General features: G+C 62.0%; 10 protein-coding genes and 1 pseudogene. 10 read left to right on the top strand and 1 reads right to left on the bottom strand.

The annotated features are described in order from the left end of the window. Positions 1-65 precede the first annotated feature (65 nt). From ACP2WS_RS05250 to ACP2WS_RS05215, 8 genes and pseudogenes are all read left to right on the top strand, one after another. Positions 66-1853 carry a GmrSD restriction endonuclease domain-containing protein gene (locus ACP2WS_RS05250; protein ID WP_426459827.1) on the top strand — a complete coding sequence of 596 codons (1788 nt, stop codon included), beginning with the start codon at positions 66-68 and terminating at the stop codon, positions 1851-1853. 206 nt (positions 1854-2059) lie between these two features. Next, positions 2060-2377: pseudogene (locus ACP2WS_RS05245) on the top strand (vitamin B12 dependent-methionine synthase activation domain-containing protein); the annotation flags it as partial. A 937-nt stretch (positions 2378-3314) separates the two neighbouring features. Next, on the top strand, positions 3315-3671 hold the full coding sequence (locus ACP2WS_RS05240; protein WP_426459825.1) for a type IV pilin protein: 357 nt from the start codon (positions 3315-3317) through the stop codon (positions 3669-3671). An 80-nt stretch (positions 3672-3751) separates the two neighbouring features. Further along, entirely contained in the window at positions 3752-4237 is a 486-nt protein-coding gene (locus tag ACP2WS_RS05235; RefSeq protein ID WP_426459824.1) for a GspH/FimT family pseudopilin, read from the top strand. Next, the gene (gene pilV / locus ACP2WS_RS05230; protein ID WP_426459823.1) at positions 4228-4809 is read left to right on the top strand and encodes a type IV pilus modification protein PilV; all 582 of its coding nucleotides are present in this window, start codon (positions 4228-4230) and stop codon (positions 4807-4809) included. The genes ACP2WS_RS05235 and pilV overlap by 10 nt, the downstream gene beginning before the upstream one ends. Further along, entirely contained in the window at positions 4806-5891 is a 1086-nt protein-coding gene (locus ACP2WS_RS05225; protein ID WP_426459822.1) for a PilW family protein, read from the top strand. Before pilV ends, ACP2WS_RS05225 begins: the two co-directional genes overlap by 4 nt. 4 nt (positions 5892-5895) lie before the next feature. Then, a complete protein-coding gene (locus ACP2WS_RS05220; RefSeq protein ID WP_426459821.1) occupies positions 5896-6471 on the top strand; it encodes a pilus assembly PilX family protein in 576 nt (191 codons plus the stop codon). Between the two features lie 37 nt (positions 6472-6508). Further along, a complete protein-coding gene (locus ACP2WS_RS05215; RefSeq protein WP_426459820.1) occupies positions 6509-10117 on the top strand; it encodes a pilus assembly protein in 3609 nt (1202 codons plus the stop codon). Positions 10118-10150: 33 nt separating this feature from the next. On the opposite strand, the gene ACP2WS_RS05210 is transcribed toward ACP2WS_RS05215, so the two are convergent. Next, positions 10151-10627, bottom strand: coding sequence for a bacteriohemerythrin (locus ACP2WS_RS05210; RefSeq protein WP_426459819.1), 477 nt, complete (start codon positions 10625-10627; stop codon positions 10151-10153). A 393-nt stretch (positions 10628-11020) separates the two neighbouring features. On the opposite strand from ACP2WS_RS05210, the gene ACP2WS_RS05205 reads away from it, so the two are divergent. Together ACP2WS_RS05205 and ACP2WS_RS05200 are read left to right on the top strand one after the other, a co-directional pair. Next, entirely contained in the window at positions 11021-11341 is a 321-nt protein-coding gene (locus ACP2WS_RS05205; RefSeq protein ID WP_426459818.1) for a DUF1840 domain-containing protein, read from the top strand. A gap of 450 nt (positions 11342-11791) precedes the next feature. Further along, positions 11792-13057 (top strand): MFS transporter, encoded by a 1266-nt coding sequence (locus tag ACP2WS_RS05200; RefSeq protein WP_426459816.1) that lies wholly within the window; start codon positions 11792-11794, stop codon positions 13055-13057. Positions 13058-13116: the final 59 nt, after the last annotated feature.

Raw genomic sequence — 13116 nt, 5'->3', positions numbered from 1 at the left:
GATCTCCACGTGAGAGCATGAAGGCAGGTATTTAAGTAACAAATTGCATCAAAACAAGGGTGAGCATGAGCTTTCGCACCGCCGAACCTGCATTGAAAGATGTCCTCGATGGAATTGCATCGGGACAAATCCAGCTTCCTGATTTCCAGCGTGGCTGGGTCTGGGACGATAGCCATATTCGGTCATTGATTGCGAGCCTTTCGCTGTCCTACCCGATTGGAGCGGTCATGTTTCTGGAAGCAGGTGGGGTTCCATTCAAGCCCAGACTGTTTGCCGGTGTGAACCTGCAACCTGCGCCTGCTCCCAAGACCCTCGTACTTGATGGTCAGCAACGTTTGACTTCCATGTACCTGGCGCTGCGCAGTGGCCAGGCAGTGCCAACACGCACGGAGAAAGGCGCGGATATTCGTCGTCTTTATTTCCTCGACATGAGCAAATGCCTGGATGAATCGGCGGACCGTGAAGATGCCGTACTCTCGGTGCCGGAGACGCTGCAAGTCACGTCGGATTTCGGCCGAAAGGTCGATCTGGACGTCAGCACGCCACATCTGCAGTACAGCCAGCGGCTCTTCCCCGTGGCATTGTTGTTCGACATCCAAGGGTTCATGGCCTGGGAAAGCGGCTTCAGCGCGCACCATCAATTCACCACGGAAGCCATGCAGTTCATGCAGCGGTTTCGCAACGAAATCTGGCTGCGCTTCCAACAGTTCAAGGTGCCCGCCATCGAACTGACCCAGGACACGCCACGCGAAGCCGTGTGCCAAGTCTTTGAGAAGGTCAATACCGGCGGTGTCACGCTGACCGTGTTCGAGTTGATGACCGCCACCTTCGCAGCGGATGAATTCAACCTGCGCGATGACTGGGATGAGCGGCAGGAGCGACTGACCGCCAAGCACGATGTGCTTACGGCGGTGGATGGCACCAGCTTTCTCACCGCAGTCACTCTGCTGGCCAGCTATCGGCGTCACAAAGCGCTTGGCACATCCGTCAGTTGCAAGCGTGCAGACGTGCTGAAGTTGCCGCTGGCGGACTTCAAGGCGTTGGAATCCGATTTGGAGAAAGGCTTCAAGCGGGCTGCCGAGTTGCTGGCAGAAGAAAAAATCTTCGATGACCGAAGCCTGCCGTATGCCACGCAGCTCGTTCCGTTGTCGGCCATCTGTGCGCACCTAGCAGACCGTACGACGCAACATGGCGTCAAGCAAAAGCTGCTGCGCTGGTACTGGAGCGGTGTTCTGGGCGAACTGTACGGCGGCGCCAACGAAACCCGTTTCGGCATGGACATCCAGGATGTGGTCGCCTGGGTCGAAGGCGGCAGCGAACCGCGCACGGTGCGCGACGCCAACTTCGCGCCGACGCGCCTACTGTCGCTGCAAAGCCGCCTCGCAGCTGCCTACAAGGGGCTGTCCGCCTTGCTCATGAAACACGGTGGTAGGGATTTCATCAGCGGTACGCCGATCGACCTCAACACCTACTTCAACAACGCCATCGACATCCACCATGTGTTCCCCCGGGCCTGGTGCGAAAAGCAGAAATTGCCCAAGGAAAAATGGAACAGTGTGGTCAACAAGGCCCCTCTGGCTGCTAGCACCAATCGTTTCATCAGCGGGGATGCGCCCAGTGTGTACCTCGCACGCATCCAGAAAGTAAAGCAGGTGGCCCCCGATAGTCTGGACGAGTTTCTGGTCTCCCACGTGATTCCGGTGACTGCGCTGCGCTCGGACGACTTCGATGCGTTTGTCCGCCAACGCGCCGCCGCACTGTTGAAGCTGATCGAACAGGCTATGGGGAAAACCATTGCCGGGCGCGATAGCGAAGAAACGGTCAAGGCATTTGGGGCGGCTCTCTCTTCATAAGTCGCCAACGGTCTGTATTTACCGATACGAGCAAGGGACGCAATGGATGTCCCAAACACCACCTACCATTGGCCAATGGTACGGGCCAACGCTACGTCGATCGAATGGACGATCTGTGTACTGCTTCGCTCGCACTTCATCGTGTACCGCGAATTCTGCCATGTTGATCTGGCCACGCTGCTACCTTACAGCGGCTAGCTGCTGCAACCCTCGACAACGCCGCCCTGATCGCCGAGTCCTACCGCGGTATCCGACCTGCACCGGGCTACCCGGCCTGCCCGGATCACCGGGTCAAGAAGCCGCTGTTCGAGCTGCTGCAGGCCGAAAGCATCGGCATGGGCCTCACGGAAAGCTACGCCATGACGCCTGCAGCCAGCGTCAGCGGCTTCTATTTCAGCCACCCCGAGAGCACCTACTTCAGCGTGGGCAAGATCGGCATGGACCAGGTCCGCGATCTGGCCGAGCGCAGCGGTGCGCCCCTCCCCGAGGTCGAACGCGCCCTCGCGCACCAGCTCGACCTGTAAACGGCTCTCCGCGGCTCCGTGCCGCGAGCGTCTGCAAGACGGCTCCCCTCTGCCGCCCCCGGTGCTCTGCCCCGGGCGGTTTTATTTTGTCTAGGGCCGCTCATGGCGGCGCCTGTTCCATGCCCGCAGCCGTATAAGGGCCGATCCTCTCTCTGACTTTTCGACAGCCCCAGAGCAGCCCCTGCACCCTCCTGCCGCCTCCAGGAGGTCCCGCATCGCCCTGCTTTTGTCGGCGCCGCATCCCAGACGTCGGTGCGGCATGGGCTGAAAAATCGCTTCGCCATGTGATATTCATATTATTCAACAGGCGATGGATTTAATATATCTTTCACGCTTCATCATTTTCATTCACCGCCCAGCTCGATCTCCATTCTGGTGCACAAATGGAACCCGATATATAAAACTTCCGAGTTACAAATACTCACAATGCAAAGGCACGATTCTTGCTTTTCATTCTATGAATGTAGAATATTTCCCACGTCCTGCCCCATCCAGCCACGAGAAAGCAGCATAGGAACTTCGTTTAATTTATTAAAAAATATAAAAGAATCATTCCAGGCAGCTTCCAGAAAGTTCCTCGACACCTTGCGATAAATCAAACAAAAACAACAGGTTGCATGTAAAGTGCAGCCCGCGTTCTCGCCGTTCTCCGCAGCGCACATCCCGGTGAGGTACGGGATTGCGCACATACAGATGCCCTTCTTTCATTCATTTATCTTTCATATAGAAGAAGGGGAATTCTTCTATCATCCCGTCTTCGCCAGATACGCTTTTTCTCATCCAAAGCCTGATTTATGATGCATGGAAAATCAATATCTCCATGCCTTCATGGACGCAATGCCTGAATAAAACGCCCGTTCATTTCGCCGATATTTGAAACATTGCCGTCCAGATCGTGCCATGTGCGTACTGCGCCCCCTTTTCACGAGTCGCCACCATGCTGTCCTTCCATCCTGAAACTCCTTCCAAGTCCGCATCCATCGCGCACCGGGGCTTCACGCTGGTGGAAGTCATGATCGTGGTGGCAGTGGTGTCCATCCTGGCGGCAATCGCCTACCCGAGCTATACCCGCTACGTGCTGCGCAGCAAGCGCAACGCCGTCGAGAGCTACCTCATGGAAGTGGCCAACCTGGAGCAGCGCTATCTGCTCGACGCCCGCAGCTACACGGCCAACCTGTCCACCGATCTCGGCACCTCGGTGCCCTCCAACCTCACCAGCAGCTACACCGTGACGGCCACCGTCACCTCCACGCCGCCGGGCTTCACGCTCACCGCCACGCCCACCGGCGCCTAGCTGGCCGACACGGACTGCGGCACCATCACCCTGGATCAGGCCAACCAGAAGACGGCCTCCGGCAGCGCAGGAGCGGCGTCATGCTGGTAGTGCGCCGCCCCAGGGTCAGGGGCTTCACCCTGATCGAAATGATGACGGTGGTGGTCATCGTGGCCATCCTGGCGGCGTTTGCCGTTCCGAATTTCCGGCAGTTCGTGGTCAACCAGCGGGTGCGCAACGCCTCCTTCGACCTGACAGCCACCCTGCTGCTCGCACGCAGCCAGGCGATTTCCGAGAACCGCAACGTCAGCATGGTGCAGAGCGGCTCGTCCGGCAGCGGCTGGATGGGAGGCTGGAACGTGACGGACGGTACCACCATCCTGCAACGCAACATGGCAGTGTCGGGCGTGTCGATTTCCGATTCCGCCAGCCTGAGCACCGTCACCTACGCACCCAACGGCCGCACCTCCACCGCGGCCACCCGGTTCACGGTGCAGGCATCCCCCGCCCTGGACGGTGTCTCGCCGCGCTGCGTCACCATCGCGCTCAACGGCATGCCGAGCGCCAAGACAGGAGCATGCTCATGAACGCCCGACAGAGAGGCATCTCGCTGATCGAGGTGCTGGTCACGCTGATCATCCTGCTGGTGGGGCTGCTCGGGCTTGCGGGCCTCGTGGCCCACTCGAACCAGTCCGAAATGGAGTCCTACCAGCGCGTGCAGGCCCTGCAGCTCATGAACGACATGGTGAGCCGCCTCAACGCCAACCGCCAGGTGGCCAGCTGCTATTCCAACAGCACCACGGGTGTCACCCTGGGCACGGGCGCCACCTCGATCCCCACCTGTGGCACCGGGTCCTCGGCACAGCAGACCCAGGCCACCAACGACCTCACCGAGTGGGACACCCTGCTCAAGGGCAGTGCCGAGCTCAGCGGCACCTCCAGGATCGGGGCCATGATCGGCGCGCGCGGCTGCATCACGCTCGACGACGCCACCAACAATGTCTACATGGTGACGGTGTCGTGGCAGGGACTGGCTCCCACCGCGGCCCCCCTGCTGTCCGACGGGGTGACGCCCTTCCCGTGCGGCAACGGCCAGTACAGCAACGAAAGGCTGCACCGCATCGTCACCGCCAAAGTGCGCATAGGGAAACTGTCATGACGCGCTCGACCCTGCTCCCCGTGTCCGGGCGCCGGCAGCGCGGCCTGACCCTCATCGAGCTGATGGTGGCCATCACCATCAGCCTGTTCATCATGGCGGCACTGGGCAGCCTGCTGGTGTCGAACACCAACACGCGCACGGAGCTGGACCGCTCCTCCCGCCAGATCGAGAACGGCCGCTATGCCGTGCAGCTGCTCACGCAGGAAATCGAACAGGCCGGGTACTTCAACTACCTCAGTGCCAAGTCCTTCAATGCCCTGGGAATTCCCACCGCCTGTGCCACCTCTACCGACGGTCTGGGATATGTATCTGGGACGACACTGCCCCTCCCGGTCTACGATCCGGGCACCATCCCTGGCTCCACCTGTCTGCCCAACGCCAGTACCACCACGCCGGTGCTGATCGTGTCGCGGGTGTCGTCGGTGGAACTGGCTGCCGCCAGTGCCGTCACTGGCGAGACGTATCTGCAGACCTCGCTGTGCAGCAGCGAAACCCAGCCCTTCATCGCAGCCACCACCGCATCCGGCGGCACCCCCTATACCCTGACCACCAAGGACTGCAGCACCAAGGCACCGGTTCACAAGGTGATGCAGCGCATCTACTACCTGGCCACGTGCAACGACTGCGGCACCACCACCAACGACCACGTGCCCACGCTCAAGGTGGCCGAGTTCGTGAACGGCGCCTACACCGTCACCCCGCTGGTCGACGGTATTCAGGACCTGCAGTTCGACTACGGCATCGACATGGACAGCAACGGCTCGCCCGACTGCTATGTGCATGCGCCCGGAGCTCCCGATGTGACACAGATCACTTCCACCCGCTGCCCCCTGCCCACAGCGGGCTATGACTGGCTCACCACCCCGGCCAACAACTGGAAGAACGTAGTGACGGTGCGTGTGCACGTGCTGGCCCGCAGCACCGAAACCAGCCCCGGCTGGACCGATACCCGCACCTACCAGATGGGCCTGCCGGCGACCGGCACCACCCTGGTGACGGATGGCCCCTACCGCGATGCCTACAAGCGCCATGTCTACACCGCCACGGCCCGCCTCTACAACATCGCCGGCCAGAGGGAGTGAATCCATGGCAGCCCGTCTCCATCCCCTTGCCCGTCGCCCGCATGTCTCCGCCCGCCATCAGCGGGGGATCACCATGATCGTGGCCCTTGTGTTTCTGGTCATCATGATGATCGTGGCGCTGTCCGCCATGAAGGTGGCCACGCTCAACACCAAGATCGTGAGCAACCAGCAGTTCCAGACCGAAGCCGACCTGGCAGCCCAGCAGGGTCTGGAGTACACGGTCAGCAACGACTTCTCGACCATGACCTCGGCCTACACCATGCTGGTCGACTCCAACGACAGCGGCAAGACCGGCGCCCAGTACACGGTGACGGTGCAGAAGCCTTCCTGTCTGGGCGTCACACCCATCAGAATCAGTGACCTCGATCTGGCCAAATCCGAAGACAACGCCTGCACCGGCAGCCTGGCCTCCACCACCTCCGGCATCGCAGGCACCTCATCGACCGGAGCCTCGCTGTGCTCCAACTCCAACTGGGACCTGCGCTCCAGCGCCGCGGGCAGCACCGGCAGCGCCACGAGCACCACTGTCCATCAGGGCATGGCCATGCGCGTGCTCGCCGGCACCTCCTGCCCCAACTGAACCGAACCCGAGACTGGCCTTTCTGGGACCCTTCATCATGAACGTCCGACACCTCCTTCGCACCTCGCTGCTGACTTCGCTGCTCGCGCTGTGCGCGCTCCAGGGCCACACCGAAGACATCGACATCTACAACGGCGTGCAGTCCAACGCGCCGCCCAACCTGCTGATGATCCTGGACAACTCGGCCGCAGCCGACTCGTCGGTGAACAGCTTCACCTGCCCGGTAGCCAACCTGCCCTTCGATGGAGGCAAGGTCTTCGGCATCGACAAGTGCGCGATCTACAACGCCGTGTCGTCCATCGTGAGCAACCCGGTGCTGTACGGCAACATCAACCTGGGGCTGATGTACTTTCCTCAATCAGGCAAGAATGCTCCGCCTTTTAGCAGTGGCGGGCAGTTCGTGGTGCCGGCTTACTCGCCCACGCCTTCGGTCCTGCCGCTCATGAACGGCACAGCCCCCACCCTCACTGCCAACTCTGCTTCAGGCGGCACTGGGGGCATCGGCACCATGCTCACTTCGCTCTTCAACCTGAGCCTGGCCAACAACAAGTCGAACAACAACCAGATGGGCCAGACCATGCAGGAGTCCTGGGCGTTCTATGGCGGACACACGGGGCTGTCGGGCCTGACCTACCCGGGCGTCAGCTCGGCCAACTGCGCCAAGAAGTTCGTGCTCTACATCACTGCGGCAGCCGGCAACGGCAAGGGCAACGCCACCAAGCCGCAGGATCCGGGCGGACTGGCCGCCAGCGCACTCAACACCGCCTATGCCAGCGCCAGCGGCGGTTCCTCCAGCTACCCCCAGATCGTCTCTCCCCAGTGGCCGCAGAACTGGAAATCCCCGATCTCCGGCGTCACGGCCTCCAGCAAATACCAGAGTGACCCGAGCGACGAGTGGGCGCAGTTCATGTCGCGCTACAACAACGCCATCACCACCTACACCATCATCCTGAGCGATGGCACCAACCCCGACTACGAGCAGGCCGTCGTGAGCATGGCCAGCAACAGCGGGGGCAAATACTTCATCATCAACCCCAACTCCACCTCGGCCATCAGCCAGCTCACCAACGCCCTCACCCAGATCTTTCTGGAAGTGCAGGCCGTCAACAGCGTGTTCGCGGCCCCGGTGCTGCCCGTGAGCTCGAACGCACAGGGCTCCTACGCCAACCAGGTCTTCATCGGCATGTTCCGCCCCGACCCCCACGCCAACCCGCGCTGGATGGGCAACCTCAAGCAATACCGCATGGGCGTCAACACCACCGACGCTTTCAACACCCAGCTCTATCTGGCCGACGCCTCGTGGGGCCCCTACCCTTCCGGGTTCGACTCCAACGCGGCCCTGAGCTCGGCGGGCACGGGCTTCATCTCGCCCTCGGCCGTGAGCTTCTGGACCTCCAAGGACACCAGCCACTCTCCCGATGCCTACGGCGGCTTCTGGACCCATGCCACCACCATCCAGGGCGGCAAGGACGGCTATGACTGGGCCGACGGCCAGATCGTGGAAAAAGGCGGTGTGAGCCAGCGGCTGCGCCTCAGGTACCTGACCAACACGTCCGACACCAGCGGCAACTACAGTACCACCATTCCGCTCTACACCTGCACCACGAGCGGCTGCTCCAACGGCAGCAACACGACTCTGAGCAGCATGCCCTTCAGTGCCACCACCGCCAGTTCCAGCCCGGCCATCGTCCTGGACTTTTCCAAGCTGGTCGCCAATGCCGTGGCCAACATCAAGCAGCTCATCGGTTGGACGCTGGGCCGCGACCCCTCCGTGGTCAGCGACACCCTGGCCGGCGCCGAAATGAGCGCCCCGCCCGTGGTCACTTCACCCGACACCGCCATCACCGTGCGCGGCTCGATCCATGGCGACGTGCTGCACTCGCGGCCGGCCGTGGTGAACTACGGCGGCACCACCGGAGTGGTGGTGTTCTATGGCGCCAACGACGGCGTGTTCCGCGCCGTCAACGGCAACCAGCCCCCCTCCAGCAACACCAGCCCCGCCCCGCTCGGCACCTGCACGCTCTCCAACACCTGCGCCATCGGCACCACCGAGCCCGGCGGTACGCTCTGGGGCTTCATCGCGCCCGAGTTCTATACCAGCCAGACCTCGCCCAAGCCCAACACCCCGCTCGGCCGCCTGTACCTCAACAGCCCCCCGATCGGCCCCTCCGTGTTCAATGCGGATGGCACGTTCGCCACGCGTCCCAAGCCCTATTTCTTCGACGGCTCCCCGAGCTACTACCAGGACTTCACCACCGACCCGAACAACAAGAAGGTCTGGCTCTTCCTCTCGGCACGCCGGGGTGGCCGGCTGCTCTATGCCCTGGATGTCAGCGACCCCACCAACCCCAAATTCAAGTGGAAGCTCGACAACACCGCCACAGGCATGTCCGAACTCGGCCAGACCTGGTCACAGCCCAAGGTGGCCTTCCTCAAAGGCTATACCCGGATTGTCACCAATGCCGACGGCACCCCAAAGACGGTACCCAAGCCCGTGCTGATCTTCGGCGCCGGCTATGACCAGAACGAGGACGGCGAACCCCCGGGCTGCACCGACTACACCACCGACCCGCCCACCAACATCAACCTGCCTGCCTGCAAGGGCAACTACGCGTCCAACGCCAAGACTAAGCAGATCCCCGACTCCATGGGCCGCGGCATCTTCGTGCTCGATGCAGACACCGGTGCGCTCCTGTGGTCGGCCAGTGCGAGCGCCACCACCAACACCACGACCTGCACCTCCGGCACCAACGCCTGCAACGTCAACGTACCTGGCATGACCCATGCCATTCCGGCCGACGTGACGCTGGTGGACCGCGACTACGACGGCTACATCGACCGCCTCTACACGGCCGACACGGGCGGCAACATCTGGCGCGTGGACATGCAACCGGACGGCAAGAACGGAACAGGGGCCTTCAACACCTGGCGCGTGACGCAGATCGCCGCTCTGGGCGGGCTGCTGTCGACCGACCCAACGCCCCGCAAGTTCTTCTACCCCCCGGACGTAGCCCCGGGCAAGACCTACGACGCCGTGCTGGCCATCACCGGCGACCGGGAACACCCCATCGCCACCAACCAGGCCAATGCCATTGTCAACCGTTTCTACATGCTCAAGGATGACTCAGGCTATATCGAACAACGTTATGCCTCCTCTAATCCGTCGGTGCCAAATGGCGTAAATGACGCCACCAGCTCCACCTCGACGGACACGCCCACCAACCTGTTCAACGCCACCAGCGCCACCTACGACGGCAGCGGACAGGGCTTCTTTGTCTCGCTGGCGGGCGGCGCGGGCGAAAAGGGCGTCAACGCGCCCACCGCCTTCGGGGGTGTGGCCTACTTCGGCACCAACCAGCCGCAGTCGGTCCAGTCCGGGCAGTGCAACGCCAACCTGGGCGTGGCACGGTCCTACTCGGTCAACTACCTCACGGGAGCCTTTGTGAGCAACGTGCTCGACGGCGGGGGTCTGCCGCCTTCGCCCGTGACCGGCTTCGTCAACGTCACCGTCAACGGCCAGGACGTGACACTGCCCTTCGTGATCGGGGGACCGGGCAGCCAGTCGGCCTTCGGCGCCGTCAAGCCCACGATTCCCATCAACAGCAAGCGCTACCGCACCTACTGGTACCGCGAAAAGGATCAGTGATCCCGGGCCGGGGGCCCTGCGCCCCCAGCCGGGTCACCGACGCCTGCGAGTGAAACGGAAGCGGTGCCACCACCGCTGAATGGCCCGCTCGGCCTTCACGGACGGATGCAGCCCTCGGCGCTCCAGGCTGGCCACGAACTTGGCATCCGGCTTCAGAATATGGTCGCGCAGCCACTGGCCAATGATCTGCATGAGCTGCTGGTTCACCCCCATGGGCGCCATCGCCGCCTGCTCGCTGAGCACCCGCAGCTCGGCCAGGAGACGGTCATGGGCGCGCTTGTGCGCCGCATAGTCCTTGAAGTTCAGGATGCGCATGAGGGACTCCTCGGTGGCAAAGTGGACCGACGTGTAGTGCCCCAGGTGGCCCAGGATGCGCAGCGTCGTCTCGCTGCTGGCGTGCTGCTCCATGGCGTCGCACAGCTCGTTGTAGATATCGATCAGCTCCCTGTGCTGCTGGTCGATTTCCGGAAAGCCGAGCGCGATGGATTCATTCCAGGTGATCTTGTCCATGATGGCGATGTCAGAGCATTCTGTGACGACGGAACAGCCCCCTCCGGGCCGCTGCCATGCCCCTCGCATGGCTTTCCGTCATATGGGATTGCCATTGTGGAGATGAACATCTGTCCAAAACACCTCCATCTGCGCATATCGTGCAGCCGCGTGCCATAAGTCACGCTCTGGATGGCACCAAATGCCGACAGTGGCGTTGCTTGTCCACAGCACCGCACGGATGTCCCTCCCCACCCGCACATCGACAAGCAAGAAACGCTCCTCCGTTGCGCAGCTCTGGGAGCGCCGAATGCAGCACCGGCACACGGTCTGCCGCGCTGCCAGACCATGGAACCCCCGTAGAATGAAGGCCATCATTCCATACCCCCATCACAGACAAGCAAGGAGATAGGCATGCTGTTCAAATTCAAATCCCAGGCCGCAGGCGACGTGATCATGCTGGCCCCCCATGCCCACCAGGTGCTCGAAGCCATCGGCAAGGAACCGACCGAGCGCGGCGTAATCCTGGCAGCGGACATGCCCGCCGCCATCACCGCCCTCGAACAGGCCATGAAGGCCTCTGAAGCCCAGGCCCAAAAGCCCGATCAGGACGTGGATGAACAGGGTGAGGCCGATGCCGACGACAGCGTGCCCTTCTATGCCCGCGCCCAGCCCTTCCTGGATCTGCTCAAGGTCAGCCACCAGCAGGGCAAGGACATTGTCTGGGGCGTGTAACAGACCTCTTTTTTCTTTGTTTTTTTACAACAAAGAGCCTTCTCAAACCCGCCGCATGGCGGGTTTTTTGTCGTCCCCATTTTGGAGCACGATGTTGCCATTCCCCAAAAAAGCTCTCGCAACTGCATGAATTCATGAGGAATTGTGAAATGCGGCATTCTGTGTGCACCATACCCGCAGAAACATGCCCATGCACTGCACCAATTGATGGCGCCCACGCACCCCCTTGATGCCAGAAAAAGGCGTAACAACATCCACAAAGTCTTGACAAGCAATACCTGAGTGCAGTGCCCCCTTGACAAGGGTTTCCCCCAAACGGGGTAGACTGCCCCCGCACTTCTGTGAATTGCCGTCTAGCCCTTCGGGGCTGCACGCCTCTCCCATGCGGCGGATAGTGACTGCCCCCTCCCGGCGCTATCGTGGCATTGTTCTCGACCAAGGAATCGCATCATGGCTTCGCAAAAATACAAGCAGTACTCCGTACTGTTCGCCAGTACGCTGGCGTTCACCATCTGTTTCATGATCTGGATGATGTTTGCCGTCATCGGCATCCCGATCCAGCAGAAACTGGGCCTCAACGCCACCGAATTCGGCATGCTGGCCGCCACGCCCGTGCTCTCCGGCTCCCTGATCCGCGTGCCCCTGGGCATCTGGACCGACCGCTTCGGGGGTCGCATCGTGTTCTTTGCCCTGATGCTGGCCTGCGTGATTCCGGTCTTTGCGCTGCAGTTCGCCACCGAATTCTGGCAGTTCCTCGCCATCGGTCTGGTCATCGGTCTGGCTGGCGGCTCCTTCTCGGTCGGCACTCCCTACGTGGCCCGCTGGTTCCGCAAGGAGCAGCAGGGTCTGGCCATGGGCATCTTCGGTGCCGGCAACGCCGGTGCCGCCCTTACCAAGCTGCTGGCTCCGGTCATCATCGTGGCTGCCGGCTGGCAGATGGTTCCCACGGTCTACGCCGCCATTCTGCTCGGCACGGCCCTGCTGTTCTGGGTCATGACCTACTCCGATCCCAGCCATATCGTGTCCAGCAAGGTCACGCTCGGCGAGCAGCTCGCGCTCATGAAGAACCCCAAGGTACTGCTGTACAGCCAGCTCTACTCCGTGGTGTTCGGCGGCTATGTGGCCCTCGCGCTGTGGATGACCAAGTACTACGTGGGTGAATACCACTTCGACCTCAAGCATGCCGCGTTCCTGGCTGCAGCCTTCTCCCTGCCCGGCGGCGTGCTGCGTGCACTGGGCGGCTGGTTCTCCGACAAGTTCGGCGCCCACAAGGTGACCGAAGTGGTGCTGTGGGTCATGATGCTGGTGTTCTTCATCCTCTCCTATCCGCAAACCGACTTCGTGATCCAGACCACCAAGGGCGCCACCGCCTACCACCTCGGCATCACGCACGAGTGGTTCACCATCCTGCTGTTCTTCGTGGGCGTGGCCATGGCCGTGGGCAAGGCTTCCGTGTTCAAGTACGTGGCCGACGACTTCCCGGGCAACATCGGTGCCGTGTCCGGCATCGTGGGTCTGGCGGGCGGCATGGGCGGCTTCCTGCTCCCGATCATGTTCGGCGCGCTGCTCGACATGACCGGCGTGCGCAGCACGGCCTTCATGCTCCTCTTTGGATGTGCCCTGGTGGGTGCCGTGTGGCTAAACTTTGCCGAGCGCAAGCACCACTACGGCGAAAAGGACGACGCTGCCCGCAAGGCCGTTGCCGCCCAGGCCTGATTCCCTCTGCCGCACTCCTCCTGCCCCGGGAGGAGCCACAGGCACCCCAGCCCGACCGC

Source organism: Brachymonas moutaii (nom. illeg.) (assembly GCF_049977365.1).
GTDB lineage: Bacteria > Pseudomonadota > Gammaproteobacteria > Burkholderiales > Burkholderiaceae_C > Brachymonas.
The sequence above is the reverse complement of the archived record's forward strand: the minus strand, read 5'-3'. Positions and strand labels throughout refer to the sequence as shown.

Bases quoted from the DNA above. Each gene is read 5' to 3' on its own strand.
- ACP2WS_RS05250 (WP_426459827.1), top strand. From the start codon at position 66: ATGAGCTTTCGCACCGCCGAACCTGCATTGAAAGATGTCCTCGATGGA.
- ACP2WS_RS05240 (WP_426459825.1), top strand. From the start codon at position 3,315: ATGCTGTCCTTCCATCCTGAAACTCCTTCCAAGTCCGCATCCATCGCG.
- ACP2WS_RS05235 (WP_426459824.1), top strand. From the start codon at position 3,752: ATGCTGGTAGTGCGCCGCCCCAGGGTCAGGGGCTTCACCCTGATCGAA.
- pilV (WP_426459823.1), top strand. From the start codon at position 4,228: ATGCTCATGAACGCCCGACAGAGAGGCATCTCGCTGATCGAGGTGCTG.
- ACP2WS_RS05225 (WP_426459822.1), top strand. From the start codon at position 4,806: ATGACGCGCTCGACCCTGCTCCCCGTGTCCGGGCGCCGGCAGCGCGGC.
- ACP2WS_RS05220 (WP_426459821.1), top strand. From the start codon at position 5,896: ATGGCAGCCCGTCTCCATCCCCTTGCCCGTCGCCCGCATGTCTCCGCC.
- ACP2WS_RS05215 (WP_426459820.1), top strand. From the start codon at position 6,509: ATGAACGTCCGACACCTCCTTCGCACCTCGCTGCTGACTTCGCTGCTC.
- ACP2WS_RS05210 (WP_426459819.1), bottom strand. From the start codon at position 10,627: ATGGACAAGATCACCTGGAATGAATCCATCGCGCTCGGCTTTCCGGAA.
- ACP2WS_RS05205 (WP_426459818.1), top strand. From the start codon at position 11,021: ATGCTGTTCAAATTCAAATCCCAGGCCGCAGGCGACGTGATCATGCTG.
- ACP2WS_RS05200 (WP_426459816.1), top strand. From the start codon at position 11,792: ATGGCTTCGCAAAAATACAAGCAGTACTCCGTACTGTTCGCCAGTACG.